This is a genomic window from Pseudomonas agarici (genome assembly GCF_900109755.1).
Classification (GTDB): domain Bacteria; phylum Pseudomonadota; class Gammaproteobacteria; order Pseudomonadales; family Pseudomonadaceae; genus Aquipseudomonas; species Aquipseudomonas agarici.
Genome location: NZ_FOAR01000022.1, coordinates 70,142 through 95,571 on the forward strand (window position 1 = coordinate 70,142; position 25,430 = coordinate 95,571).

General features: G+C 60.2%; 21 protein-coding genes and 1 pseudogene. 12 read left to right on the forward strand and 10 right to left on the reverse strand.

The window, feature by feature from the left end:
- The first annotated feature begins 84 nt into the window (after positions 1 to 84).
- From tpx to BMX68_RS18890, 5 genes are all read left to right on the forward strand, one after another.
- Positions 85 to 585 carry a thiol peroxidase gene (gene tpx / locus BMX68_RS18870; RefSeq protein ID WP_017131885.1) on the forward strand — a complete coding sequence of 167 codons (501 nt, stop codon included), beginning with the start codon at positions 85 to 87 and terminating at the stop codon, positions 583 to 585.
- A 174-nt stretch (positions 586 to 759) separates the two neighbouring features.
- On the forward strand, positions 760 to 2,061 hold the full coding sequence (locus tag BMX68_RS18875) for an MdtA/MuxA family multidrug efflux RND transporter periplasmic adaptor subunit (protein WP_026013168.1): 1,302 nt from the start codon (positions 760 to 762) through the stop codon (positions 2,059 to 2,061).
- A complete protein-coding gene (locus tag BMX68_RS18880; RefSeq protein ID WP_017131883.1) occupies positions 2,058 to 5,159 on the forward strand; it encodes an MdtB/MuxB family multidrug efflux RND transporter permease subunit in 3,102 nt (1,033 codons plus the stop codon). Before BMX68_RS18875 ends, BMX68_RS18880 begins: the two co-directional genes overlap by 4 nt.
- A complete protein-coding gene (locus tag BMX68_RS18885; protein WP_017131882.1) occupies positions 5,156 to 8,263 on the forward strand; it encodes an efflux RND transporter permease subunit in 3,108 nt (1,035 codons plus the stop codon). Before BMX68_RS18880 ends, BMX68_RS18885 begins: the two co-directional genes overlap by 4 nt.
- The gene (locus BMX68_RS18890) at positions 8,260 to 9,753 is read left to right on the forward strand and encodes an efflux transporter outer membrane subunit (protein ID WP_017131881.1); all 1,494 of its coding nucleotides are present in this window, start codon (positions 8,260 to 8,262) and stop codon (positions 9,751 to 9,753) included. The genes BMX68_RS18885 and BMX68_RS18890 overlap by 4 nt, the downstream gene beginning before the upstream one ends.
- Position 9,754: 1 nt before the next feature.
- On the opposite strand, the gene BMX68_RS18895 is transcribed toward BMX68_RS18890, so the two are convergent.
- The 3 genes from BMX68_RS18895 to pnuC all read right to left on the reverse strand — a co-directional run bounded on the left by BMX68_RS18895 (position 9,755) and on the right by pnuC (position 11,553).
- A complete protein-coding gene (locus tag BMX68_RS18895; RefSeq protein ID WP_017131880.1) occupies positions 9,755 to 10,018 on the reverse strand; it encodes a hypothetical protein in 264 nt (87 codons plus the stop codon).
- Positions 10,019 to 10,468: 450 nt separating this feature from the next.
- Positions 10,469 to 10,993 carry an AAA family ATPase gene (locus BMX68_RS18900; protein WP_017131879.1) on the reverse strand — a complete coding sequence of 175 codons (525 nt, stop codon included), beginning with the start codon at positions 10,991 to 10,993 and terminating at the stop codon, positions 10,469 to 10,471.
- Positions 10,984 to 11,553 (reverse strand): nicotinamide riboside transporter PnuC, encoded by a 570-nt coding sequence (gene pnuC, locus BMX68_RS18905; RefSeq protein ID WP_017131878.1) that lies wholly within the window; start codon positions 11,551 to 11,553, stop codon positions 10,984 to 10,986. Before pnuC ends, BMX68_RS18900 begins: the two co-directional genes overlap by 10 nt.
- A gap of 298 nt (positions 11,554 to 11,851) precedes the next feature.
- Between pnuC and BMX68_RS18910 the strand changes: the two genes are divergently transcribed.
- Positions 11,852 to 12,679 carry an undecaprenyl-diphosphate phosphatase gene (locus BMX68_RS18910; RefSeq protein WP_026013167.1) on the forward strand — a complete coding sequence of 276 codons (828 nt, stop codon included), beginning with the start codon at positions 11,852 to 11,854 and terminating at the stop codon, positions 12,677 to 12,679.
- Between the two features lie 169 nt (positions 12,680 to 12,848).
- Here BMX68_RS18910 and BMX68_RS18915 read toward each other — a convergent pair whose 3' ends face one another.
- Both BMX68_RS18915 and BMX68_RS18920 read right to left on the reverse strand, forming a co-directional pair.
- A complete protein-coding gene (locus BMX68_RS18915; RefSeq protein WP_017131876.1) occupies positions 12,849 to 13,193 on the reverse strand; it encodes an MmcQ/YjbR family DNA-binding protein in 345 nt (114 codons plus the stop codon).
- Between the two features lie 11 nt (positions 13,194 to 13,204).
- Positions 13,205 to 14,113 carry a LysR substrate-binding domain-containing protein gene (locus BMX68_RS18920; protein ID WP_017131875.1) on the reverse strand — a complete coding sequence of 303 codons (909 nt, stop codon included), beginning with the start codon at positions 14,111 to 14,113 and terminating at the stop codon, positions 13,205 to 13,207.
- A gap of 129 nt (positions 14,114 to 14,242) precedes the next feature.
- On the opposite strand from BMX68_RS18920, the gene BMX68_RS18925 reads away from it, so the two are divergent.
- Together BMX68_RS18925 and BMX68_RS18930 are read left to right on the forward strand one after the other, a co-directional pair.
- The gene (locus BMX68_RS18925) at positions 14,243 to 14,854 is read left to right on the forward strand and encodes an FMN-dependent NADH-azoreductase (protein ID WP_017131874.1); all 612 of its coding nucleotides are present in this window, start codon (positions 14,243 to 14,245) and stop codon (positions 14,852 to 14,854) included.
- A gap of 255 nt (positions 14,855 to 15,109) precedes the next feature.
- Complete coding sequence (locus tag BMX68_RS18930) at positions 15,110 to 16,141, forward strand: alpha/beta hydrolase family protein (protein WP_074862485.1); 1,032 nt, start codon at positions 15,110 to 15,112, stop codon at positions 16,139 to 16,141.
- A 1-nt stretch (position 16,142) separates the two neighbouring features.
- On the opposite strand, the gene BMX68_RS18935 is transcribed toward BMX68_RS18930, so the two are convergent.
- The 3 genes and pseudogenes from BMX68_RS18935 to BMX68_RS26450 form a co-directional block, all read right to left on the reverse strand.
- On the reverse strand, positions 16,143 to 17,336 hold the full coding sequence (locus BMX68_RS18935; RefSeq protein ID WP_017131872.1) for an MFS transporter: 1,194 nt from the start codon (positions 17,334 to 17,336) through the stop codon (positions 16,143 to 16,145).
- Between the two features lie 203 nt (positions 17,337 to 17,539).
- Positions 17,540 to 19,129: an ABC-F family ATPase gene (locus tag BMX68_RS18940; RefSeq protein WP_074862487.1), complete on the reverse strand. Its 1,590-nt coding sequence runs from the start codon at positions 19,127 to 19,129 to the stop codon at positions 17,540 to 17,542.
- A gap of 20 nt (positions 19,130 to 19,149) precedes the next feature.
- Positions 19,150 to 19,374: pseudogene (locus BMX68_RS26450) on the reverse strand (hypothetical protein); the annotation flags it as partial.
- 156 nt (positions 19,375 to 19,530) lie between these two features.
- On the opposite strand from BMX68_RS26450, the gene BMX68_RS18950 reads away from it, so the two are divergent.
- A complete protein-coding gene (locus BMX68_RS18950; RefSeq protein ID WP_017131870.1) occupies positions 19,531 to 19,716 on the forward strand; it encodes a hypothetical protein in 186 nt (61 codons plus the stop codon).
- 84 nt (positions 19,717 to 19,800) lie between these two features.
- Here BMX68_RS18950 and BMX68_RS18955 read toward each other — a convergent pair whose 3' ends face one another.
- The gene (locus tag BMX68_RS18955; protein ID WP_017131869.1) at positions 19,801 to 22,236 is read right to left on the reverse strand and encodes an autotransporter family protein; all 2,436 of its coding nucleotides are present in this window, start codon (positions 22,234 to 22,236) and stop codon (positions 19,801 to 19,803) included.
- A gap of 348 nt (positions 22,237 to 22,584) precedes the next feature.
- Between BMX68_RS18955 and BMX68_RS18960 the strand changes: the two genes are divergently transcribed.
- Together BMX68_RS18960 and BMX68_RS18965 are read left to right on the forward strand one after the other, a co-directional pair.
- Positions 22,585 to 22,941: a hypothetical protein gene (locus BMX68_RS18960; protein WP_017131868.1), complete on the forward strand. Its 357-nt coding sequence runs from the start codon at positions 22,585 to 22,587 to the stop codon at positions 22,939 to 22,941.
- Between the two features lie 57 nt (positions 22,942 to 22,998).
- Entirely contained in the window at positions 22,999 to 24,150 is a 1,152-nt protein-coding gene (locus BMX68_RS18965; protein WP_017131867.1) for a PQQ-dependent sugar dehydrogenase, read from the forward strand.
- 31 nt (positions 24,151 to 24,181) lie between these two features.
- Here BMX68_RS18965 and eco read toward each other — a convergent pair whose 3' ends face one another.
- Positions 24,182 to 24,664, reverse strand: coding sequence for a serine protease inhibitor ecotin (gene eco / locus BMX68_RS18970; protein WP_017131866.1), 483 nt, complete (start codon positions 24,662 to 24,664; stop codon positions 24,182 to 24,184).
- A 432-nt stretch (positions 24,665 to 25,096) separates the two neighbouring features.
- On the opposite strand from eco, the gene BMX68_RS18975 reads away from it, so the two are divergent.
- Positions 25,097 to 25,366 (forward strand): DUF1652 domain-containing protein, encoded by a 270-nt coding sequence (locus BMX68_RS18975; RefSeq protein ID WP_017131865.1) that lies wholly within the window; start codon positions 25,097 to 25,099, stop codon positions 25,364 to 25,366.
- Positions 25,367 to 25,430: the final 64 nt, after the last annotated feature.

The window sequence follows — 25,430 nt, forward strand, 5'->3', positions numbered from 1 at the left end:
CAAATTGTGTTTGCCGGTAGGTCGTAAGATCGTATCGTGGTTAACTTCGATCTTTTCATCTCTTCATTCAGGAGGATTCAGGTCATGGCACAAGTGACGCGCAGGGGCGTAGTGGTTCAGATCAACGGTGAGTTGCCGCGTCCAGGGACCCGGGCACCGGCGTTTTCCCTGGTGAACCAGGACCTGGACGATATTTCCCTGGAGGATTTTGCCGGTCAGCGCAAAGTGCTGAATATCTTCCCGAGCATCGATACGCCAACCTGTGCCAAGTCGGTCCGGACTTTCAATGCCAGGGCCAATGAGTTGACCAATACCGTGGTGTTGTGCATTTCCGCCGACCTGCCGTTCGCGCAGGCGCGCTTCTGCGGGGCGGAAGGGCTGGGCGAAGTATTCAATTTGTCGACCCTGCGCGGTGGCGAATTCATGATCAATTATGGCGTGGCCATCGCCGATGGCCCGCTTGCCGGCCTGACAGCCCGTGCGGTGCTGGTCCTCAATGAGCAAGACCAGGTGCTGCACAGCGAACTGGTCGCCGATATCGGTCAAGAGCCCGATTATGCCGCGGCGCTCGAGGTGCTGCGTTAAGCGCTTTTACAATTATTGACGGCCTGCCTCTGTCCAGGCCGTTTTTATTTGTGCTTCAGTGCCTTAGTCGAAGGCTGAAGAACGTCAGGCGAAGGTAAATTGCCGGTAAAGGCGCTTTGCTTGAAACCTCCGAGTGCTTATCTTTCAGCCTCCTAAGGAAGAAGCGCTCGCACAATGGTTGATCACTCCATGCAATCCTCTGCTCCTCGCAATTCCCGTCGCTGGCTATTCGGCCTGCTGACCCTGCTGATCATCGCGGCGCTGTGCTGGCATTTCTGGCCCGCCGGGGACCATAAGGCCGAACGCCAACCTGTTGGGCGTACCGGCAAGAGCGGCATGATGCGCCCCGGTTTCGGTGCTTCGGCGGGGCCGGTACCGGTGCGCGTAGCGCCGGTCACCGTTGGCGATTTCCCACTTTACTACAAGGCACTGGGCACGGTGACCGCGCTCAACACGGTCAATGTGCGCTCGCAGGTAGCGGGGCAACTGGTCAAGATTTATTTCCAGGAAGGACAAATGGTCAAGGCCGGCGATGTGCTGGCCGAGATCGACCCGCGCAACTACCAAAGTGCCTTGCTGCAGGCCCAGGGCACCTTGTTGCAGAGCCAGGCGCAACTGAAAAATGCCCAGGTCGACCTGCAACGCTATCGCGGGTTGTATGCCGAGGACAGTATCGCCAAGCAGACCCTGGATACCGCCGAAGCCACGGTGCTGCAGTACCAGGGCATGGTCAAGAACAACCAGGGGGCGGTCGATGCCGCCAAGTTGAACCTGGAGTTCACCAAGGTCCGCGCACCGATTGCCGGGCGCCTGGGCCTGCGCCAACTGGATGTCGGCAACCTGCTGGCGGCGAACGATAGTCAAGCGCTGGCGGTGATCACCCAGACCCAACCGATCAGCGTGGCGTTCACCTTGCCGGAAAATAACCTGGCCGTCGTCTTGCCGCGTTTTCGCAGCGGCGCGCACCTGCCTGCCGAGGCCTGGGATCGCAGTGACGTGAAGCTGCAAGCTACCGGGGTGTTGCAGAGCCTGGACAATCAGATCGATATCACCACTGGCACCCTAAAGTTCAAGGCGCTCTACGAGAACAAGGAACAGACCCTGTTTCCCAACCAGTTCGTCAATGTGCGCCTGCTTGCCGATACCCTGAAGAACGTAGTGCTGGCACCGAGCGCGGCGATCCAGTTCGGCAACGACGGCACCTTTGTCTACGCCATGGACGGTGACAAGAAGGTCAAGATCCGCCCACTGAAAGTCGGCGCCAGCGACGGCAACGTCACGGTGATCACCGAAGGGCTCGGCGCCGGCGACCGCGTCGTGCTCGAAGGTACCGACCGTCTCAAGGACGGCGGCGAGGTGGAAGTGGTCAACGACAGCCAGGACGTGCCGAGCACGCCGACCGAACACCTGCACGGCGCGAAATCGCAGAGCGACGACGCTTCGGCGGATATTAAGGCGAAAAAGGTCGGCGCATGAATCTCTCGCGGCTGTTTATCCTTCGCCCGGTAGCGACCACCCTGAGCATGTTGGCGATTGTCCTGGCCGGAGTGATCGCCTACCGGCTGCTGCCGGTCTCGGCGCTGCCGCAGGTCGACTACCCGACGATTCGCGTTATGACCCTGTACCCAGGCGCCAGCCCGGATGTGATGACCAGTGCGGTGACCGCGCCGCTGGAACGTCAGTTCGGGCAGATGCCGGGGTTGATCCAGATGGCGTCCACCAGTTCCGGTGGTGCGTCCGTGCTGACCCTGCGCTTCAACCTGGACATCAACATGGATGTCGCCGAGCAGCAGGTCCAGGCGGCGATCAATGCCGCGACTAACCTGCTGCCCAAGGACCTGCCGGCACCGCCGGTGTACAACAAGGTCAACCCGGCGGACACCCCGGTGCTGACCCTGGCGATCACCTCCAAGACCATGCTGCTGCCCAAGCTCAATGACTTGGTCGACACTCGCATGGCGCAGAAGATCGCCCAGATCAGTGGTGTCGGCATGGTCAGCATTGCCGGCGGCCAGCGCCAGGCGGTACGGATCAAGGTCAACCCCGAGGCTCTGGCGGCCAACGGCCTGAACCTGTCCGATGTGCGCACCTTGATCGGCGCCTCCAACGTCAACCAGCCCAAGGGCAACTTCGACGGCCCCACCCGGGTGTCGATGCTCGATGCCAACGACCAGTTGCGCTCGCCCAAGGAATACGCCGAGTTGATCCTCGCCTACAAGGATGGCGCACCGTTGCGCCTGAAGGATGTGGCGCAGATCGTCGATGGTGCCGAAAACGAACGCCTGGCGGCCTGGGCCAACGAAAACCAGGCGGTGCTGGTCAATATCCAGCGCCAGCCGGGAGCCAACGTGATCGAAGTGGTCGACCGGATCAAGGCGTTGTTGCCGAGCATCACCGACAACCTGCCGGCCGGTATCGATGTCACTGTACTCACCGACCGCACCCAGACCATTCGCGCCTCGGTCACCGATGTACAGCACGAGCTGCTGATCGCCATTGCTCTGGTGGTGATGGTGACGTTCCTGTTTCTACGCCGGGCCAGTGCCACCATCATTCCCTCGGTGGCCGTGCCGCTGTCGTTGGTCGGAACTTTTGGCGTGATGTACCTGGCGGGCTTTTCGGTCAACAACCTGACCCTGATGGCCCTGACCATTGCCACCGGCTTTGTGGTCGACGATGCGATTGTGATGTTGGAGAACATCTCGCGCTTTATCGAGGAGGGCGATAGCCCGATGCAGGCGGCACTCAAAGGCGCCAGGCAGATCGGTTTCACCCTGGTGTCATTGACGCTGTCGCTGATCGCGGTGCTGATTCCGCTGCTGTTCATGGCCGATGTGGTGGGGCGCTTGTTTCGCGAATTCGCCATCACCTTGGCGGTGGCGATCCTGATTTCCCTGGTGGTGTCCCTGACCCTGACCCCGATGATGTGCGCACGCCTGCTCAAGCGTGAGCCCAAGGAAGCAGAGCAGGGGCGTTTCTACCGTGCGAGCGGGGCCTGGATCGACTGGTTGATCGCGTCCTACGGGCGCAAGTTGCAATGGGTACTCAAGCATCAACCGCTGACCCTGCTGGTTGCCGTCGGCACACTCGCCCTGACGGTACTCCTCTACCTGGCGGTGCCCAAGGGCTTTTTCCCGGTGCAGGACACTGGGGTGATCCAGGGCATTTCCGAGGCGCCGCAGTCGGTGTCGTTCGCGGCCATGAGCCAACGCCAGCAGGCGTTAGCCAAGGTGATCCTCAACGATCCGGCGGTACAAAGCCTGTCGTCCTATATCGGCGTCGACGGCGACAACGCCACCCTCAATAGCGGGCGCCTGCTGATCAACCTCAAGCCCCATCGCGAGCGCGACCTGAGTGCCGCGCAGGTGATCGCCCGCTTGCAGCCCGAGTTGGACAAGCAGGTGGGGATTCGCCTGTACATGCAGCCGGTGCAGGATCTGACCATCGAGGACCGGGTCAGCCGCACCCAGTACCAATTCAGCATGTCCTCGCCGGATGCCGACCTGTTGGCCGAATGGAGCCACAGGCTGGTCGAGGCTCTGGCCCAGCGCCCGGAACTGACCGATGTCGCCAGCGATTTGCAGGACAAAGGCCTGCAAGTGTACCTGACGATCGACCGGGACGCCGCGTCGCGGCTCGGGGTGTCGGTCGCCAATATCACCGATGCGTTGTACGACAGCTTTGGCCAACGGCAGATTTCCACCATCTACACCCAGGCCAGTCAGTATCGCGTGGTGCTCCAGGCGCAGTCGGGAGAGAAGATCGGTCCGGCGGCTCTGGATCAGATCCATGTGAAGACCAGCGACGGCGGCCAGGTACGTCTGTCGAGCCTGGCTCGCGTCGAGGAGCGCCAGGCGCAATTGGCGATTACCCATATTGGCCAGTTCCCGGCGGTGATGATGTCGTTCAACCTGGCACCGGGCATCGCCCTGGGCAAGGGCGTCGAAATCATCGACCAGGTGAAGCAGGACATCGGTATGCCGGTGGGCGTGCAGACCCAGTTTCAGGGCGCCGCCGAAGCTTTCCAGGCGTCGCTTTCGAGCACCTTGCTACTGATCCTGGCAGCAGTAGTGACTATGTATATCGTGCTCGGCGTGCTCTACGAGAGCTACATCCATCCGATCACCATCCTCTCGACCTTGCCATCGGCGGCGGTCGGCGCCTTGCTGGCGCTGATCCTGACGGGCAATGACCTGGGCATGATCGCCATCATCGGGATCATATTGCTGATCGGCATCGTCAAGAAAAACGCGATCATGATGATCGACTTCGCCCTCGACGCCGAGCGCAACCAAGGCATGCTGCCCGAGCAGGCGATTTACCAGGCGGCGCTGTTGCGCTTCCGGCCCATCCTGATGACCACTCTGGCGGCGTTGTTCGGTGCCGTGCCACTGATGCTGGCGACCGGTTCCGGCGCTGAGCTGCGCCAACCCTTGGGCCTGGTGATGGTCGGCGGGCTGTTGGTCAGCCAAGTGCTGACGCTGTTCACCACGCCGGTGATCTACCTGTTCTTCGACCGTCTCGGACAGCGTTGGGGCCGCCATCCGAGTCGCCTGGAACAGGCGGATACATGAACCTTTCCGGCCCCTTTATCCGCCGGCCGGTGGCGACCCTGCTGCTGAGCCTGGCCATTGTCCTGCTCGGCGGCGTCAGCTTCGGCCTGTTGCCCGTGTCGCCGTTGCCGCAGATGGATTTCCCGGTGATCGTGGTCCAGGCCAGTCTGCCCGGAGCGAGTCCGGAAGTCATGGCTTCGACCGTCGCCACGCCGCTGGAGCGCTCGTTCGGCGTGATCCCCGGCGTCAACACCATGAGCAGCCGGTCCAGTCAGGGCTCGACCCGGGTGATCCTGCAGTTCGATCTCGACCGTGATATCAACGGCGCGGCGCGGGAGGTCCAAGCGGCCATCAACGCCTCGCGCAACCTGCTGCCCAGCGGTATGCGCAGCATGCCGACCTACAAGAAGGTCAATCCATCCCAAGCGCCGATCATGGTGCTATCGCTGACCTCCGATGTGTTGCAGAAGGGTCAGCTTTACGACCTGGCCTCGACCATCCTGTCCCAGAGCCTGTCCCAGGTGCCAGGAGTGGGGGAGGTGCAGATTGGCGGCAGCTCGCTGCCGGCGGTGCGCATCGAGCTCGAACCTCAGGCCCTGAACCAGTATGGCGTGGCCCTGGACGAAGTGCGGAACGCCATCGCCAATGCCAACGTGCGCCGACCCAAGGGTTCGCTGGAGGACGCCCAGCGTAACTGGCAGATACAGGCCAACGACCAGTTGGAGAAGGCCAAGGACTACGAGCCACTGATTATCCATTACCAGGATGGCGCGGCATTGCGTCTGGGCGATGTGGCGAAGATCAACGACAGCGTCGAGGACCGTTACAACAGCGGTTTTTTCAACAACGACGCAGCCGTGCTGTTGGTGATCAATCGTCAGGCTGGGGCCAACATCATCCAGACGGTCAACGCGATCAAGACCCAACTGCCGGCTCTGCAGGCGGTGCTGCCGGCCAGCGTCAAGCTGAACCTGGCCATGGACCGTTCGCCGGTGATCAAGGCAACTCTGCATGAAGCCGAGAGGACCTTGCTGATTGCCGTGGTCCTGGTGGTCCTGGTGGTCTATCTGTTTCTCGGCAATTGGCGCGCCTCATTGATTCCGACCCTGGCGGTGCCGGTGTCGTTGGTGGGCACTTTCGCCATCATGTATCTCTACGGGTTCTCCCTGAACAATCTGTCGCTGATGGCGCTGATCCTCGCCACCGGCCTGGTGGTGGACGATGCAATCGTGGTGCTGGAGAACATTTCCCGGCACATCGACGCTGGCCTCGCGCCGATGAAGGCGGCGTACCTGGGGGCTAAGGAAGTCGGCTTTACCTTGCTGTCGATGAACGTATCGCTGGTGGCGGTGTTCCTCTCGATCCTGTTCATGGGCGGGATCATCGAGAGTCTGTTCCGCGAGTTTTCCATTACCCTGGCGGCTTCCATTGTTGTTTCGCTGCTGGTCTCCCTGACCCTGACCCCGATGCTCTGTGCCCGCTGGCTCAAACCCCATGCCCAGGGGCGGCGCACGCGCTTGCAGCGCTGGAGCGAGAACGTCAACGAGCGGATGATCGCCAGTTATGCCGTCAGCCTGGACTGGGTGTTGCGCCATCGGCGCCTGACGTTGCTCAGCCTGTTCGTCACCATTGGGGTCAATATAGCCCTGTACGTGGTGGTACCGAAAACCTTTATGCCACAGCAAGACACCGGGCAGTTGATCGGTTTTGTGCGCGGCGATGACGGCCTGTCATTCGGCATTATGCAGCCGAAGATGGAAATCTTCCGCAAAGCAGTCCTGGCCGATCCAGCGGTGGAGAGCGTGGCCGGCTTCATCGGTGGCAACAGCGGCACCAACAACGCCCTCATGCTGGTGCGACTCAAGCCGATCAAGGCGCGTGGTGTCTCGGCGCAGAAGGTGATCGAGCGCCTGCGCAACGAAATGCCCAAGGTTCCCGGTGCGCGCCTGATGCTGATGGCCGACCAGGACCTGCAGTTCGGCGGTGGTCGTGAACAGACCACCTCACAGTACTCCTACATCTTGCAAAGCGACGACCTGGCGGCCTTGCGCGAGTGGTATCCGAAGGTGGTCGCCGCCTTCAGGTCCTTGCCGGAACTCACCGCCATCGACGCCCGCGAAGGTCGTGGCGCCCAACAGACCACCCTGGTGGTCGACCGCGACACCGCCAAGCGCCTGGGCGTCGACATGAACATGGTCACGGCGGTACTGAACAATGCCTATAGCCAGCGCCAGATCTCTACCATCTATGACAGTCTGAACCAGTATCAGGTGGTGATGGAGGTCAACCCGAAATATGCCCAAGACCCGCAAACTCTGGAGCAGGTCAAGGTGATCGGCAGCGATGGGCAGCGCATACCGCTTTCGGCCATCGCCCATTACGAAAACAGCCTGCAGGACGACCGGGTCGACCATGAGGGCCAGTTTGCCTCGCAAAGCCTGTCGTTCGACATGGCGCCTGGGGTGACGGTGGAGCAGGGCACCGCAGCGATTGAGCGGGCGGTCGCCAAGGTCGGCCTGCCGGAGTCTGTGATTGCCAAAATGGCCGGGACCAGCAACGCCTTCGCTGCAACCCAGAAAAGCCAGCCGTTCATGATTCTCGGAGCGCTGGTGGCGGTCTACCTGGTGTTGGGGATTCTCTACGAGAGCTACATCCATCCGTTGACCATTCTCTCCACCTTGCCGTCGGCGGGTGTCGGCGCCTTGCTCAGTATCTATCTGCTGGGGGGCGAGTTCAGCTTGATTTCCCTGCTCGGGCTGTTCCTGCTGATCGGTGTCGTAAAGAAAAACGCGATTCTGATGATCGATCTGGCCCTGCAACTGGAGCGGCATTCGGGACTTGCGCCCCTGGCCTCGATCCGCGAAGCCTGCCTGCTGCGCCTGCGCCCGATCCTGATGACCACGTTGGCGGCGATCCTCGGCGCCTTGCCGTTGCTGCTCAGCAGCGCCGAAGGTGCGGAAATGCGCCAGCCATTGGGCTTGACCATTATTGGCGGGCTGATCTTCAGCCAGATCCTGACGCTCTATACCACTCCGGTGGTTTACCTTTATCTCGACCGGCTGCGCCACCGCTTTAACGCCTGGCGCGGTGTACGTACCGATGGTGCTCTGGAAACTCCGCTATGACTGACCGTTCACACTGCAACGCGCCCGTACCGGCAGCCCTACGCCTTGAGACGGCCCGTGGCTCGCGCCTGCTGACTCTGGCCTTGGCCGGGCTGTTGCTCAGCGCTTGTGCTGTTGGCCCGGACTACCGGCGCCCGGATGCCCAGACCCCGGAGCAATACAAGGAGGCGTCCGGTTGGCGCCAGGCTCAACCCAGCGATTCGCTGGCTCGTGGCGCCTGGTGGGAGCTGTATGGCGACCGCACGCTCAACGACCTGGTGGCGAAACTCAACAGCAGCAACCAGACGGTGGCCCAGTCCGAAGCGCAGTTTCGCCAGGCCCAGGCCCTGGTGCGCAGCTCGCGCGGCGCATTCTTTCCGAGTGTCGACCTGAGTGCCGGCAAGACTCGCTCCAGCCAAGGCAGCGGTAGTAGCACCTCAAGCCTGAGCAGTTCGTCGAGCGGGATACGTGATACCTACAACACTCAGCTTGGGGTCAGTTGGGAGGCCGATATTTGGGGCAAGTTGCGCCGTGGCCTGGAAGCCGATCAGGCCAGCGCCCAGGCGAGCTTTGCCGATCTGGCGGCCATGCGCTTAAGCCAGCAATCGGAGCTGGTGCAGAATTACCTGCAGTTGCGAGTGATCGATGAGCAGAAGCGTCTGCTCGAAGCCACGGTCATGGCTTACGAGCGCTCCTTGAAAACCACCGAGAACCAATACCGTTTCGGGGTTTCCGGTAGGGCGGCCATTGCCCAGGCGCAAACGCAACTGAAAAGTACCCAGGGTGATCTGATTGACCTGATCTGGCAGCGTGCCCAATTCGAAAACGCAATTGCCGTACTCACCGGTCAACCACCGGCGCAATTCACCCTGGTGGCCACCCAGGATATTCCGGCGTTGCCGCAGATTCCGCTGAGTCTGCCATCGCAGTTGCTGGAGAGGCGTCCCGATATCGCCTCGGCGGAGCGTGCGGTGATTTCCGCCAATGCCAAGATCGGTGTGGCGAAGTCGGCGTACTACCCGGACCTGAGCCTGAGCCTGTCCGGCGGTTACAGCAGCAGTACCTATGCCAATTGGATCAGCCTGCCGAACCGATTCTGGTCGGTGGGGCCTAAACTGGCGATGACTCTGTTCGACGGCGGGCAGCGCTCGGCGGAAGTCGACCGTACCGAGGCGGTGTATGACCAGACCGTCGCGAAATACCGCCAGACCGTGCTCGATGGCTTCCGCGAGGTGGAAAACTACCTGGTGCAGCTCAAGGTCATGGAGGACGAAGCAGCAGTCCGCCAGCAGGCACTGGATGCAGCCCGTGAGTCACTGCGGCTGACCGATAACCAGTACAAGGCCGGACTGATTGCCTACCTGGATGTGGTCACGGTGCAGACCACCGCCCTGAGCAATGAGCGCAGCGTACTGAGCCTGCTGCAAAGCCGCTTGATCGCCAGCGTGCAGTTGATTGCGGCGCTCGGTGGCGGCTGGGACGGCAATACGGATCCGAGTGCTGCCCGGTAGCTCAGGCGGACATGGTCCACGGCTGTAAGTCGTAGCCTTTTTTACTCAATTCGGCACGGGCCTGTTCCAACAGTAATTTCAGTTGCTTCGGATCCGAGTAGTCGCTGCAGGATATCTGCTGGCGGCCAATGCTGTTATTAGTGCGATCGATCACCGTCAGGCTCAGGTCGCCTTTGTCTTGTGCCGTCCAGGCTACGCATTGGAAGGGTTTGAATGCGTTGCCGGCCATCAGGAGTGCTTCGTTGAAACGGAGCGGGGCGTTCATGGGGTCTTCTCTCAAAGTGGCCCGATAATCATGCTGCAAGCCGTCGGTTGGGCGTACCGTCGCGGCTGGTTATATATACTGATGTCCGCTAAGTGCTATCAGGTCACATGGTAAATAAAGTTTTTTCATTTTTGTTTATATAGTTCGTTAACGCACTATTGTGCGACTGGGCATAGAAAATTGTGGCCTCGGTCATGTGTACCGTCAGCCGTGGCTGAACAAGCTAATAATCAAACGATGCAAGTAGGCGTCAAGTTATTGCAGGTGTGCCGGTCTGGTTTTACAAGCTGCTGTTTTTAATAGTATTTTTCAGCTCAAGTGGTGGCGAGTAACCTTGCAGCAAACCGCCCCTCCCAAAAGTCTCCTGGTCGTCGACTCTGCTGACCACGGTTATCGGTTGCGTCCCTGCGCCCTGGTTTACCCATCGTCGGCTGATTACCTCGCTTGCCCTCAGGTCTCCAGCAGTTGCCCGACCGCCGCCATGAGCTGTTGGCGTCGTTGTTGCCAATCACCGTCGACTACCTGGACTGCCTGCCGATGTGCTGTCAGCCACGCCAGGCTGGCGGCAAAAAAGGCACGACGCTCGTTCAGGTCCGGTTGGCAGCGTTGGCCGTCGTCGCTCCAGCCCACCCCGTCGGGGCTGAGCAACAGATGCAGGTCATACTGTCGGGCCAGCAGTGCCGGTTCGAGCCACGCCGGGCACGCGCCGAACAAGGTCTGGCTCCAGAGGATATTGCTCAGCAGATGCGTGTCGAGAATCAGTAGTGACGGCTGGCGGGCGCGGGCTTCGTCCTCCCAAGCCAGTTGACCGCGAGCGATCTCGGCGATATCGGCCAGGCAGGTGTCGCGCCCGTGTTGGTCGATGAAGTGACGTACATACTCACCCACCAACAGGCCGCCGAAGCGTGCCTGCAACTCGCCCGACAGCCAGCTTTTGCCGCTGGACTCGGGGCCGGTCAGCACCACTACCTGCATGTTTGCGGCGCCAAGTCGGTTCGCCATGCCTGCCAGCCCTGTACAGCCAGCAGGGTGAACAAGGCATAGAGGGCCGCGGTCAGGTACAGGTCCTTATAGATAAACAGGCCGACAAAAATCACATCGACAGCGATCCACAGCGGCCAGCACTGGATACGCTTCTGCGCCATCCAAACTTGCGCCACCAGGCTGAAGGCGGTCAGGGCGGCATCCAGCCAGGGTTGGGCGGCGTCGGTCCAATGAGCCATGGCGGCGCCCAGCAGCAGGCTGCCCAAGGCACCGGCGGCGAGTCCCGTGAGCAAGGGTCGCAAGCCAAGGGCCGTGACCTTTCGGCCATGGCGGACGGCGCCGCCGTAAGTCCATTGCCACCAGCCATAGAGCTGCAGTACGGCGTAAACCACTTGCAGCAGCATGTCCGAATAGAGCTTGACGTCGAAGAAGATCCAGCTATAGAGCAGCACCATGACCAGGCCGATCGGCCAGCACCAGGGGTTTTGCTTGACTGTCAGCCAGACAGCAATCACGCCGAGCGCGGCGCCAACCAGTTCAAGCCCGGACATGGAGTTTCCTTTGAATCGAAAAAGAAGGGGCGGATTGTAACCAGACTGTCTCCGGGAGAGGAGTGGGTTGATTGCTCCTTGTGACCTGCTTATGACTATATCGAGGCAGCGATAAACAAGTATGTCTGATAGGATTTCGGCCCGAAATCGCCAAACCTGATTGATGTTTGATTTTGCAGGCATTTTTCACGGTTTGGCGACAGGTGGTGAGGCCGCTTCGATGCGAGATGACACCAGGGGCGAGCCGCGGCTTTTGAATTTTATAAGGGCCCGCAGGGGCGGGCCGTGAGGGGGAATGATGGATCTTTGGAGCGCCGCACAGGCGTTGATACTGGGTATTGTCGAGGGTTTGACCGAGTTTCTGCCGATTTCCAGCACTGGACATCAGATCATCGTAGCGGATCTACTCAATTTTGGTGGTGAAAGGGCGATTGCTTTCAATATCATCATTCAGCTCGCGGCAATCCTGGCGGTGGTCTGGGAGTTTCGCGAGAAGATTTTCACTGTGATACGGGATCTGCCGACCCAGCGCACGGCACAGCGTTTCACCGTCAACTTGCTGGTGGCGTTCATGCCGGCGGTGATTCTCGGGGTGTTGTTCAAGGAGGCCATCGCCACTTACCTGTTCAACCCGATTACCGTTGCCACGGCGCTGGTGGTCGGTGGCCTGGTCATTCTCTGGGCCGAGCGTCGGGAGCATGTGGTGCGTGCCGAGAGCGTCGATGAGATCAATTGGAAAGATGCCTTGAAAGTCGGCTTCGCCCAGTGCCTGGCGATGATTCCCGGTACTTCGCGCTCGGGGGCGACTATCATCGGTGGCTTATTGTTCGGCCTGTCGCGCAAGACTGCTACCGAGTTCTCGTTCTTCCTGGCGATGCCGACCATGGTCGCCGCCGCGGTGTACTCCGGCTACGGCTTTCGCCATCAGTTCCAAATGGCCGATCTGCCGGTGTTTGCCGTGGGCTTCGTGACATCCTTTGTGTTCGCGATGATCGCCGTCCGTGGCCTGCTGAAATTTATCGCCAGTCACAGCTATGCGGCGTTCGCTTGGTATCGGATCGTGTTTGGCCTGGTGATTCTGGCGACTTGGCAGTTCGGCTGGATCGACTGGTCGAGCGAAGGATGACGGGGGCCGGGTAACCCGTGACGCAACTGGCCAACGCCCGTTGGCCAGTTGCAGTCCCCCAGGCTCAAACTCAAGTTTGGGTATTGCTTTGCGAGCTATCGCGCTACCGCACCAGGTGTTTTGGATCGCCCCGTTGTTTCTCGGCACTGGTTTGGCTCGTCTGTCCTTTCTATAGCAGCAGGCCCACCTGCATGCGCTTGGGCAGCCTGCCGACCACCAGTTGATGAGAGCGCTTGAGCAGCATCTGCAGTTCGCCGGCGCTCAGCGGGTAGGGCGCCGTCATGGTGATCCAGTAGGCCCGGGCCAGATAGGGGGCGGGGCGGATTCCCGGACGATCGATATGACCGAGGAACAGCTCTTTGTCGACCTTGAACGACAAAGTGTCGCCGCTCAGGTTGAGCAGGGCGAACATCTTGGTCTCGGCAATGGAAAATACCTGCACGCCGTTCCACTTGTCGTCCTCCCTGGCACCTGGCAGATCAAGGCAGAAACGCGCAATTGCTGCCGGGTTCATCGTGGATCCTTTCACAGTGTCCTGTCTCCACATCCGTTGAATACTTCGGCCAGGTGATCGATCCAGGCTCGCACGGCCGGTAATACTCCGCGTCGATGGGGATAGACCGTCTGCAGCCAGCCGCTGGGCAACGACCATTCGGGCAGGATCCGCACAAAGGTACCGTTGGCCAGCTCCTGTTCGCAGTACAACATGGGCAGCACGGTAAAGCCCAGCCCAGCGAGCGCGCAGGCCTTGCGCACGACAAAATCGTCCACCCCCAGCCGGGCCTCGAGGGTCAATTCGCGTTTCTGGTCACGCTCGTCCCGCAGGCTCAGGTGGACCAGTCGATCCGCCTCCAGGGCGCCGAGGATCGGTGCGTCCTTGAGATCGTCGATGCTGTTGATCGGGTGTTCTTGCAAGAAAGCCGGCGTAGCTAGCATGAAGGTCTGCGCCTGGCGTAGCCGCCGGGTGACGAGCAACGGATCTTCGTCGCCGTGCTCGCGAACCCGCAGAGCGACATCGATGCCCTCGGCGACCAGGTCGACACGACGGTTGACCATCAGCACTTCAAGCTGGACCAGCGGATGCGCGGCCAGGAAGCTGGAAATCACCCAGGGCATGAATTCCTGGGCCAGTCCCACCGGACACGACACCCGCAATCGCCCACGCGGTTCGCTGGACATGCTGGCCACGGCCTCATCGGCCATTTCTGCCTCCAGCAACATTGCCTGGCAATGGCGCAGGTAACGTTCACCGACAGCGGTCAGTTTCAATTGCCGCGTGGTGCGCTGCAACAACCTCGCGCCGAGGCGCTCCTCCAGTTCGGCGATACGCCGCGACAGGCGCGACTTGGGAACCCCCAGCAAACGCCCGGCGGCGGCGAAGCCACCGGCTTCCACCACCTTGGCGAAGTAGTAGAGATCGTTGAGATCCTGCATTGTGATCGCTCGATTGTTCTATCAGTGGGACAAGCTATCGTATTTTAAGCGACTAATCAGCTATTGGTTTCATAGGTAGGATTGTCCCAACTTGATCGCTGAGAGGCGATTCTCACTTGGAGAGACCACATGAAACTCTTGCACATCGATTCCAGCATCCTAGGCGACAACTCGGCCTCTCGCGAACTGAGCCGTCGCGTGGTTGAAGCCTGGCAAGCCGCCGAACCTTCGAGCGTGGTGACTTATCGCGACCTGGCAAGCGATGCCATCAGCCACTTTTCCAGCCTGACCTTGGTTGCCGGTGGCACCGCCGCCGAACTGCGTGACGCGGCCCAACGCCATGAAGCCGAGCTCAGTGCCTCGACCATGGAAGAGTTCCTCGCCGCCGATGCCATCGTGATCGCCGCGCCGATGTATAACTTTTCCGTGCCGAGCCAGCTCAAGGCTTGGATCGACCGTATCGCCGTCGCCGGCAAGACCTTCCACTACACCGAAAACGGTCCCGAAGGCCTGGCTGGCGGCAAAAAGCTGGTGATCGTCTCCACTTCCGGTGGCCTGCACGAAGGCCAACCGACCGGTGTAGCCCACGAAGACTACCTGAAAGTGCTGTTTGGTTTCCTGGGCATCACCGATATCCAGTTTATTCGTGCCCACGGCCTGTCTTACGGTGAAGAGGTTCGCGCCAAGGCGATGAGCGACGCCCAGGCACGGATCAACAACAGATTGTTCGCCGCTGCGTAAAGCTTTTGTAAACGAGCAAGAAACTTCCGGTAACAAACACTAAACTCTGTGCTCTGATCATGCGAGTGATCGAATACGGAGTTTTTTGCGTCGGGTGGCTTTGGTTGACGTGACTTGTGCCGACTGAGGATTGCTCTTCGGCACAGATGCTCCGAACACCTCGAAAAGTCAGTCGAAGTCTTAAGCGCAGCTCCAATTTTCAGGGAATGAAAGAGAACTTAGCATGCTAAATACACAGCAAAGGTGGGCATCTCCATGATGCGTCTTTGTGCAGTGTTACTGATCTGTTTATCCAGCAGCCTGATGACGGTGCGGGCGGCGCCGGCAGCTCATTGGAGCGTGGGCTTCCATCGCCTGACGTTTCTTGACCCGCTTGACCTGCAACCGATGAAAGCGCTTGCCTTCTATCCGTCCTTCGGTCGCGAGCAGCCGAGCAGAATCGGCGGTTACACCATCCAGGCCAGCGAAGACTCGCCCATTGCTATCGGCCGCTACCCACTGCTGATGTTATCCCATGGCAATACCGGTACGCCGCTCGCCCTGCATGACCTGGCGACCTCGTTGGCGCGCAAAGGCTTTATCGTCGTGGCTGTGCTGCATCCGGGCGATAACTATAAGGACAACAGTCGCCTGGGGACCTTGAGCAACCTCTACGGTCGACCGATGCAAATTTCCGCGGCCATCACCGCTACCCTTGGCGACCCGATGCTGTCGCCGTTTGTCGAGGCAGAGCAAGTTGGAGTGATTGGTTACTCCGCTGGTGGCGAGACCGCGCTGATTCTTTCTGGCGCACAACCGAATCTGGATCGCCTGCGCCACTACTGTCAGGAGCGTCCGGAAGACAAAGATGCCTGCAGGACAAAGGGCGAGTTGATCGTCGATCGCGATGACTTGCGACCGGTCGCCGATCCGCGCGTTCATGCACTGATGCTGATGGCGCCGCTGAGCCTGATGTTCGGTCGTCACTCCTTGGCCGACGTGCATGTGCCGGTACTGATGTACGGCGGTGATGGCGACAAGCTGGTATTTCCCGACAAGAACGTCGCGGCCCTGGCACGCAAGCTGCCGGTGGCACCGCAGTTCAGGATGATCGCCGGGGCCGGGCATTTTGTGTTCATGGCGCCCTGCAATGAAGAGCAGCTCAAGGCCACGCCCGCGTTATGCACCGATCCTGAAGGAGTCAATCGTGTGGATATTCACCGCGATCTGATCTTCGAAGCCGCACGTTTCTTCAGCGAGGTCCTCAGCGTGCCGAATCGCGGCGGTCTACAGACCGCCGATCAATGACTCAGCGTGCTGTCGGGCGATACGCCAGCAGCACGGCGACGGACAGACCGGTGATCGACAGCAATGCCGCCGTGAAGAAAATCCATGTATAGCCCAGGTTCAGCGCCACTGCGCCCATCAAGGGGCCGGCGATGGCCAGCGCCAGGTCAAAAAACAGCGCATAGGCACTCAGCCCCGCGCCACGACTGGAGTTTGGCACCTGCCGAATGGCTTCCACACCGATGGCCGGGTACACCAGCGACAGGCCGAATCCGGCCAGCCCGGCTCCAGTCAGCGCCATCTCGGGGGAGGGCGACAGCCAGAGCAAGGCCAGGCCCAGGGTTTCGATGCTCATGCAGGCGATCGCGACCTTGAAACCGCCGTGGCGATTGATGCTGCTGATAAAGAATAAACGCGCGATGATAAAGCAACTGCCGAAAACCGTCAGGCAATAGGCTGCGCCTGTCCAGCCGCGGCTGAGGTAGAACAGGGTGATAAAAGTGGTCAGCGTGCCATAGCCGATAGACGCTAACGTCAGGCTTGCACCATAGGGCGCAATGCGTCTGAACACCGCTCTGAAGGGCATGCGCTCGCCACGAACCACCGGTACCGACGGCCTGTTGCGGATTAACAGCAATGCTCCTGCAGCCAGTGTCGACAAGGCAATGCCGAGGCTGGGGAAGCCATACTCGGCGACCATCAGCACCCCCAGCGGCGCGCCGATGGCAATGGCGCCATAGGAGGCGATGCCGTTCCAGGAAATTACCCGAGCGGTCTGGTCGGCACCGACTTGGCTGATCCCCCAACTGCTGGTGCCCACGCCGATCAGTCCCTGGGCGACTCCCAGCAGCAACCGCCCGGCGATCAGAATGCCCAGGCTCAACAGGGGCAAGTGTTGCACCAGCGTCGACAGCAGGGTCAGCCCACCGCTGAGGAAAATGCCCGACAGGCCATAGATGATCGAACGCTTGGTGCCGACGCTGTCGGCCATGCGCCCGGCCAGGGGCCGGCTAAGGAGAGTAGCCAGATACTGTGAGCCGATGGTCAGCCCGGCGATCACGGCACTGAAACCCAGTTGCTCATGCACGTAGCCGGGCAAGACCGCAATCGGCAGGCCGATGCACAGAAATGCGACAAAGGTGTAGAAGACGATGGAAACGATTTGCAGGGTGACGGTCAGGTTGCCAGGCAGTCGGGGAGGTTGCTGGGCGGACATGAGGGCTCGTTCGCGGGCGGGCGGTTGGAGAGCTTCATCATGGCGGGCCGGAGGGATAAAAGAAAGCAGGCTAATTAATTTTTCTGAAGCGCCGAACCTGAAAACTCCGCACAGCCTGTGTCAATAGCGGTTGCCGATAACGGCGGCCGACCGGACGATACAAGGCTTGAAAGCCTCGATCGCCGGTCCTGACAAAGCTGTGTTTAGAAAACCACGCCCTGGCTGCGCAGGTAGTCGTCATAGGTGCCGCTGAAGTCAGTCACACCGCTCGGGCTCAGCTCGATGATACGGGTGGCCAGCGACGAGACGAACTCGCGGTCGTGGCTGACGAAGATCAGCGTGCCGGGGTAGTTTTCCAACGCAAGGTTGAGCGCCTCGATGGATTCCATGTCCAGGTGGTTGGTCGGTTCGTCCATTACCAGTACGTTGGGTTTTTGCAGGATCAGCTTGCCGAACAGCATGCGACCCTGCTCACCGCCGGAAATCACCTTGACCGACTTGAGGATTTCGTCGTTGGAGAACAGCATGCGGCCCAGGGTGCCGCGTACCAATTGTTCACCACCTTGGGTCCATTGGCCCATCCAGTCGAACAGGTTGACGTCGTCTTCGAAGTCATGGGCGTGATCCTGGGCGTAATAGCCCAGCTCGGCGGCGTCGGTCCACTTCACGGTGCCGGCATCCGGGCTCAGTTCGTTGACCAGGGTACGCAGTAGGGTGGTCTTGCCGATACCGTTCGGGCCGATGATGGCCACGCGCTCGCCGGCTTCGACGGTAAAGCTGAAGTCCTTGAACAGTGGGACGCCATCAAAGCCCTTGGCCATATGCTCGACGATGACCGCCTGGCGATGCAGTTTCTTGGTCTGTTCGAAGCGGATGAACGGGCTGACACGGCTCGATGGCTTGACCTCGGCCAGTTGGATCTTGTCGATCTGCTTGGCGCGGGAGGTGGCCTGTTTGGCTTTCGAGGCGTTGGCCGAAAAACGGCTGACGAACGATTGCAACTCGGAAATCTGCGCCTTCTTCTTGGCGTTGTCCGATAGCAATTGCTCGCGCGACTGGGTCGCCACGGTCATGTACTCGTCGTAGTTGCCAGGAAACAGACGCAGCTCGCCGTAATCCAGGTCAGCCATGTGGGTGCACACGCTATTCAGGAAGTGACGGTCGTGAGAGATGATGATCATCAGGCTGGAGCGCTGGGTCAGGATGTTTTCCAGCCAGCGGATGGTGTTGATGTCCAGGTGGTTGGTCGGCTCGTCGAGCAGCAGCACTTCGGGGTCGGAAAACAGCGCTTGGGCCAGTAGTACGCGCAATTTCCAGCCAGGGGACACTTCGCTCATTGGGCCGAAGTGCTGCTCGATGCCGATGCCCAGGCCCAGTAGCAGCTCGCCGGCACGGGATTCGGCGGTGTAACCGTCCATCTCGGCGAACTCGGTTTCCAGCTCAGCCACTGCCATGCCGTCTTCTTCGGTCATTTCCGGCAGCGAGTAAATGCGGTCGCGCTCGGCCTTGACCTTCCACAGTTCCTCGTGACCCATGATCACGGTGTCGATCACGCTGAACTCTTCGTAGGCGAACTGATCCTGGCGCAGTTTACCCAGACGCACATTCGGCTCCAGCATGACCTGGCCGCCGGACGGCTCGAGGTCGCCGCCGAGGATTTTCATGAAGGTGGATTTGCCGCACCCGTTGGCGCCGATCAGGCCGTAGCGGTTACCACTGCCGAATTTGACCGAGACGTTCTCGAAGAGCGGCTTGGCGCCGAACTGCATGGTGATGTTAGCTGTGGAGATCAATTACTTTACCTATCAATAGCTTAGGGTGCGCTTATTTGAGCCGGGACCCATTTGGGACCCATCTGGAGCTGTTTCATTTCGCTCCAATCCGAGCTTGAGTTGATCCAACGCGCATAAGTCGAGAGCAGCATCTGCACACTATGGCCGAGCTGCTGGGAGATGAAGGCGGGGTTCATGCCAGACATACTGCATATTGTCGCATAGGTGTGACGACAGTTGTATGGCAGCCGACAACGGATATTCACCGCTTTGCCCGCCACGACGCCGCTGAAGCTGGCGACTTCGGGGGTGGCGAGAGGCCGGTGGTGAGTCGTCCGGCGACGTATGGACGGTCCAGTGGCCCCGGCCAGGTGTATGGTGGGAGAGCAACCCTTGGATATCTCTACTGAAAGGAGGTGGCTATGAGCGTTTCACTGCTCTGGAAGATGCATGTCAACGGCTATGAGGTAATCCACGCCTGCGGCGGTCCTTGGAAGGTGCGCACTCAGGCTGATCGATTGAGTTCATTCAGTACTCGGGAAGAGGCCATGGCCTACGTGGTGTCGCTGCCGATGCACAAGGTCATGCGAGCGAAAAACAGCCAGTAACCGATTGGTTGACTGAGAGTCGAACCCCGGCAGTGCCGGGGTTCCTTGCGTTGGCGATAGCGCCTGTGCCCGGCAAATCACCGGTTACCAGCGCATGCGCAGCCCGATGGTCGCGGAAACGGCTTCCTGTTGCCGGGTATCGATATTGCTGCCGTAGTCGATGCTGCTGTAGAGGTCGACGTCCCGGCTCAATGTCGCCACCACGCCAGCGCCGAAGTCCAGGGTGGTGCCGGTATGCTCGGTCTTGATCGGGTAATCGTCGAAGGTCGCGGTGTCGCGTGCCTTGAAGTCATGCCAGAGGTTGCCGCGCACATAGAGTTCGAGGGGCACCGAGCCTGCGTGGTATGGGCCTTTGGCACGCACGCCAATGCGACCTTTCAGATACTCTTGGGTGTCGAAACCGACTTGTGAGATACCGTCTTCGTCATTGTTCATCGATACCTTCTGGCCGATCAATTGGACTTGCGGTTCGATGGCCCAACGCTCGGACAGCGGCAGCGGATAACCGCTTTCCACGGACAGCGTCACCGCATGCCCCTTGAGGTCGAGTTTGACACCACGGTCGGAGCGGGCGCTGCCGGTATAGCGCGTGCCCATGGCGACGGTATCGATATACCAGTCGGTGGGACCGATCAAGGTCCAGTAAGCGCCCAGGCTATCGCCGTTGAGGCGCAGATTGCCGGCTTCGCGATCCTGGAAGCCGTCGATGAAACCACGCACGTCACCGTCCAGGCGCGCATGGCTGAGGAACAGTCCGGCGTGTTGCCGGTAGCCTTGTGTGCTGGTCGAGCCGAACAGGTCGTGACCGACCTGGAATCCCCAGATCGTACTGTCCAGGCTCGGATTCACATCTCCCGACCAGCTGCGCCGCCCATGGCTGGCGAACGTGCGGGCCCAACCGGCGGGCAGCTCGCCGTTTTCCCGCAATAGGCCTTGCTCGCCCTGACGCTCATGAAAGGTGCCCAGCGCGGTCTGGGCCAACTGCGCGGCGGCTGGCGTGACGACCGCGTCGATCGGTACTTCGGGACGGTAAAAGGGAATGGTTTCTCCCGGTTCGGGTGTCGGCAGATCGGGTCCACCAGGTTCTGGCAGCGGTGTGACCGGCCCTTCCGGTTCAGGCAGCGGTACCACTGGAGCGGTCACGCTGGAGCGCAGGTACCAGTTGTTTTCCGTGCCGGCGGTGACGCCGCCCTTGAACAGATAGTAATCGAAGGCGCCAGCGGATACCGAACCTGCCAGGCTGAAGGCGTTGGCGCTGCTGGTGGCACCCTGGTTAGCCTCGACGACCTGGATACCGTTTTGCAAGGTTTGGGCACCGCCTCCGCCGAAGTTGCTGACCTCTATGGCGGTCGTACCGGAGAGCGTGCCTCGCGATACCACCAGCCGGTCGGAGGGTGAATCATCGTCGGCGAGGATGCTGTGCAACTTCAAGTGACCGTTATTGCCGATATAGTTACCGACCACGGTGAAGCGGTCGTCCACCTGCGCGCCGCCGCTGGTGAGGTTGATCGTACCGGCGTTGGTCAGAGTGACATTCTGCCCGGCGGTGAAGGCCGTGACCACGCCGCTGTGAGCGCTCAGACTGCTGCTGGCATCGATATCCAGGGTGCCCGTGCCGGTGCCGGCGTCTCCCAGGACTAGATTGTCATTGAGGGTCAGTTGAGTGCCTTGGGTAAGACTCACCGATTCCCAGTTGACGTATCGCGCGCCATTGATCGGCGTGCTGGCCTGGAACGTCAATTGGTCATTGCCCTCTCCGCCATCCACTGCTGGAGTGGAGGAGAGGGTCGCGTCCGAGAGGCCGTCGAGCAGTGCCCGGTCGTCATCGAGCTCCATCACGATTGCGCCGTGGATGATGCCGGCGTCGCGCCAGTTGAAGACGTCCGCGCCCGCGCTCATGCGAATTTCACCGTGTATGGTCCCGTCACTGACCAGGATCTGATCGTCGCCACCGCTGACGCTGATGTTGCCGCCGATGGTCCCGCCCTTGACGAGGATGGTGTCCTTGCCGAAGCCAGTCACCAGGTTGCCGACGATAGTGCCGCCGTCCATGTCGAACAAGTTATCGTCCAGCTTCATGTCGACGCGTCCAATCGTCCCGCCTGTCATGTGAGCCTTGTCACCATCCTCGAACTCATCGGCGATGACCCCGCCGCTCATCTCGAAAGTGTCGAGGCCGTCGCCCTGGTGCAGCGATTGGATCTGTCCACCGGTCATGGTGAAGTTGTCGGTTCCGCTGCCTTCATCGACATCACCATGGATCGTGCCGCCGCCGATGACGACGCGGTCGTTGCCGGTGCCGAAGCTCACCGGGCCGGTAATGCTACCGGTGCCGGCGGTGGGCATCGTCAGGCTGTTGTTGCCGGCGTTGTCGACGAGTGTCGGAGCGGTGTCACTGTCGCAGGTGTAGTCATCGTTGCCGGCAGTAGGAGGGGCGAAAGTGCAAGCGGCGTGCGCGCCTTGCAGTGTTATCAGGAGGCAAAAGCAAACAAAGAGGGAACGAAGCAGAAAATAAGGCATCGCATTTATCCTTTTTTCAAGGATAGGGCGTAGCCACCACGGCGCATGTTGAGGGCCCTATGCGCTCAACATGGGTGTTCGTGGAGGGTTATAACGTAAAAAAGATCAGCGCATAACTGTCAAAGTTGACAGGTTATATTGGAGGCGAAATAGGCGTAGTGTGAAGGGTTTGATCCGACTTTGTTTCACTAAAGTGATTTGGCGATGAGCCTTTCGCGCTATAGTCTTCGATTCGCTGAAGCATTCTGTCATATGAAATTTCTCCCGCCCTCGAACCTCCGGCGTAGGGTGTTATCTAATTTATAAATAGCTATCCAACGCCGACTAATGCGTCCCAAGAGAGGCATCATGAACAGACTTGTCTTCGGTCTGACTCCGTTGTTGGTCATCGGCCTGCTGGTCGTTGCGCTCCCTGCCGACGGCGCCGTCCTGGATCCGAGAGCGACCGCTACGCCGCAACTGGCGCAGAACCTGCCCAATAACGACAACCCCTATAACAACCCGATTCGCCGCGCCAATCCCAATAGCCAGCAGGGGACCAAACCGGCCACACCGCCTGTACGCGGTCTCAATACCCTGCCGACGCTACGCCCTTCGACGCTCGAGAACGGAGCGGTGCGCAATGGTTATCCGCGTGAACAGCAGGCGCCGACGGCGGTGCCGATCCAACCCGGAACTCGCGCCGATCCGAACCCACGCCGTTGAGACGGGGTTGACGGTCGGTGTGATGGGTGTTTTTCCTCCATCCATAAGGATATGCCTATGTTGCTGAAAACACTTCTGGCGACTTTGTGCGCAGGCTCATTGATGAGCCTGTCCGTGTGGGCGGCCGATAGCGCTTCCCGAACCTTCCAGTCCGAATTAGGGCCGGTGACCGTCAGCGAAATCGTCGAGGGGCTCAAGCATCCCTGGGCGCTGGCGTTCCTGCCCGACAAGCAGGGCATGCTAGTGACCGAGCGCCCTGGGAACCTGCGGGTGGTGAGTCCCGGCGGCGAGCTGTCGGCTCCGCTGGGCGGTGTTCCCGAAGTATGGGCCAAGGGCCAGGGCGGCTTGCTCGATGTAGTGCTGTCGCCATCGTTCAAGCAGGATCGCCTGGTCTACCTGTCCTACGCGGAGGGCGGCGGCGCGGGCGGTAAGGCCGGCACCGTGGTGGGGCGAGGGCACCTGTCGGTCGACCTGAAGCAATTGAGCGACTTCAAGGTGATCTTCCGCCAGGAGCCGAAGCTGTCGGTGGGCAATCACTACGGCTCGCGCCTGGTGTTCGACCGCGACGGCTACCTGTTTATCGCCCTGGGTGAAAACAACGAACGGCCGACAGCCCAGGACCTCGACAAGTTGCAAGGCAAGGTGGTGCGGATCTTCCCTGACGGCGGGATTCCCGACGACAATCCCTTTGTCGGTCAACCGGGCGTGCGTGGGCAAATCTGGTCCTACGGACATCGCAACCAGCAGGGTGCGGCGCTCAACCCCTGGACAGGTACCTTGTGGACCCACGAACACGGGCCGCGAGGTGGTGACGAGATCAATATTATCGTGCGGGGCAAGAACTACGGTTGGCCGCTGGCCACCCATGGCATCAACTATTCGCTGCAACCGATCCCCGAGGCTCAGGGCAAGACGGTAAAAGGCACCGTGCCACCCCATCATGTCTGGGATAAATCCCCTGGCCTCAGCGGCATGGCATTCTACGATGCTGATCGCTTCCCGAAATGGCAGCACAACCTGTTTGTCGGCGCACTGGCGGCCCAGGAGTTGATCCGGCTGCAGTTCGAAGGCGACCGCATCGTCCATGAAGAGCGCCTGCTGAGCGAACTGAAGTCACGGGTTCGCGATGTGCGCCAGGGACCGGACGGCTACCTGTATGTCCTGACCGATGCCGAGAACGGCGCACTCTACAAGGTGAGCCTGGAATAGAGGATAACCGCCCGCTGCCATTTCTCGGTGATTACTCGCTGACGGCTTTTTTGGTCAGCTTGGACGGTGTCCAGATACGGTAGCGGATTTCCACATCGTCCGGGGCGTAGATCACCAGCGGCAGCTTGCTGTTGTAGCGCAGCATGTAGCCGGTGCCGATCACCGGGACAAAGTCCTTCTTGCTCTTGGTGCCAGGTGGGCAGGCCATCAGCGTGGACATCGGGCCGCTGACGCTTTCCAGGCGATAGTAGGAGTAACCCCAGCCTTCGAGGTTCTTCTCGTCGAGGTTGCTGCTCAGGCGTTTCTGGTTGCAATCGACGGGCAGGATCTTGCCGGCGATGATTTCCACCCGGTGATCGGCGTCCTTGGTCATCTTCGGTACCCGGATCACCGTGCGGGTAAAGCCAGCTTCTGCCTTGGGGAAGGGGGCCAGGTCCGATTTGTCGGCGGCGACCGCGTTGGCGGTAGTGGTCAATGCCAACAGAAATGTGGTGGCGATAGTCGTCGAATTCATGAGCTCTTTTGCCCTGTCAGGAGGGAACTATCCCTCGTTTGAGTCACACAGTCCCGACGTTATGCCGTATGGGCTGCGATGGTTTTTGTCCGGGTACCCAAGCAAGTTGCCAAGATAAGGGCAAATTGCACTATGCCAAAGCGATTTTCTTGCATTTTGCATGGTGTCACTTTGCTATTGGTGCGTCAAAGTCGTTGTTTTTCCAGCAAATCATTATTTAGCGTGGCAGGCATGCTTCCTGCTGTCTTCCGGTGACAACCACTGGCCGGATTGTCGGGCGAATAACCTTAACAGCGGGCAAAAAGCGGCCTAATCTTGAAGGTGGTTTCGTTGTCCGGGACAGGGCGAGACGAGCCACCCGTGAATTGAGAGACGGCCAGTGGCCGTTACTACAATAAAATCTGGCTGCCTCATAGAATGGAGAGCGTCGCCATGCTATCGCTATCGACACTGGAGTTACGCAATATCATTGAAAGCAGTTTCCTGCCCATGCGCTGCCAGTGCACCCTGAGCGCGGATGAGTCCCTGACCGTCAAGGTATTCAACAGGAAATCCGCACGGGTCGACCTCATGGTGACCGGGATCTGTGCCTCGAAACTAGACAGTAATCGCGCCATTTGCGAACTGATCGCCGAATTGCGCTATGACCTTGAGCATGGTCGGGAGCGCCATCACGGTGAGGGGCGAGCGAGGGTCCGCTGAAACATCCCGACAATATTGTATGAGCCTCCCGGACGCCCCGAGGCGCAGGGGATGTCTACTGCGG

Bases quoted from the DNA above. Each gene is read 5' to 3' on its own strand.
- BMX68_RS18900 (WP_017131879.1), bottom strand. From the start codon at position 10,993: ATGCAGGTAGTGGTGCTGACCGGCCCCGAGTCCAGCGGCAAAAGCTGG.
- BMX68_RS18890 (WP_017131881.1), top strand. From the start codon at position 8,260: ATGACTGACCGTTCACACTGCAACGCGCCCGTACCGGCAGCCCTACGC.
- BMX68_RS18950 (WP_017131870.1), top strand. From the start codon at position 19,531: ATGAGCGTTTCACTGCTCTGGAAGATGCATGTCAACGGCTATGAGGTA.
- BMX68_RS18895 (WP_017131880.1), bottom strand. From the start codon at position 10,018: ATGAACGCCCCGCTCCGTTTCAACGAAGCACTCCTGATGGCCGGCAAC.
- BMX68_RS18935 (WP_017131872.1), bottom strand. From the start codon at position 17,336: ATGTCCGCCCAGCAACCTCCCCGACTGCCTGGCAACCTGACCGTCACC.
- BMX68_RS18910 (WP_026013167.1), top strand. From the start codon at position 11,852: ATGGATCTTTGGAGCGCCGCACAGGCGTTGATACTGGGTATTGTCGAG.
- BMX68_RS18885 (WP_017131882.1), top strand. From the start codon at position 5,156: ATGAACCTTTCCGGCCCCTTTATCCGCCGGCCGGTGGCGACCCTGCTG.
- BMX68_RS18965 (WP_017131867.1), top strand. From the start codon at position 22,999: ATGTTGCTGAAAACACTTCTGGCGACTTTGTGCGCAGGCTCATTGATG.
- BMX68_RS18955 (WP_017131869.1), bottom strand. From the start codon at position 22,236: ATGCCTTATTTTCTGCTTCGTTCCCTCTTTGTTTGCTTTTGCCTCCTG.
- BMX68_RS18925 (WP_017131874.1), top strand. From the start codon at position 14,243: ATGAAACTCTTGCACATCGATTCCAGCATCCTAGGCGACAACTCGGCC.
- eco (WP_017131866.1), bottom strand. From the start codon at position 24,664: ATGAATTCGACGACTATCGCCACCACATTTCTGTTGGCATTGACCACT.
- tpx (WP_017131885.1), top strand. From the start codon at position 85: ATGGCACAAGTGACGCGCAGGGGCGTAGTGGTTCAGATCAACGGTGAG.
- BMX68_RS18915 (WP_017131876.1), bottom strand. From the start codon at position 13,193: ATGAACCCGGCAGCAATTGCGCGTTTCTGCCTTGATCTGCCAGGTGCC.
- BMX68_RS18880 (WP_017131883.1), top strand. From the start codon at position 2,058: ATGAATCTCTCGCGGCTGTTTATCCTTCGCCCGGTAGCGACCACCCTG.
- BMX68_RS18920 (WP_017131875.1), bottom strand. From the start codon at position 14,113: ATGCAGGATCTCAACGATCTCTACTACTTCGCCAAGGTGGTGGAAGCC.
- BMX68_RS18875 (WP_026013168.1), top strand. From the start codon at position 760: ATGGTTGATCACTCCATGCAATCCTCTGCTCCTCGCAATTCCCGTCGC.
- BMX68_RS18960 (WP_017131868.1), top strand. From the start codon at position 22,585: ATGAACAGACTTGTCTTCGGTCTGACTCCGTTGTTGGTCATCGGCCTG.
- pnuC (WP_017131878.1), bottom strand. From the start codon at position 11,553: ATGTCCGGGCTTGAACTGGTTGGCGCCGCGCTCGGCGTGATTGCTGTC.
- BMX68_RS18930 (WP_074862485.1), top strand. From the start codon at position 15,110: ATGATGCGTCTTTGTGCAGTGTTACTGATCTGTTTATCCAGCAGCCTG.
- BMX68_RS18975 (WP_017131865.1), top strand. From the start codon at position 25,097: ATGCTATCGCTATCGACACTGGAGTTACGCAATATCATTGAAAGCAGT.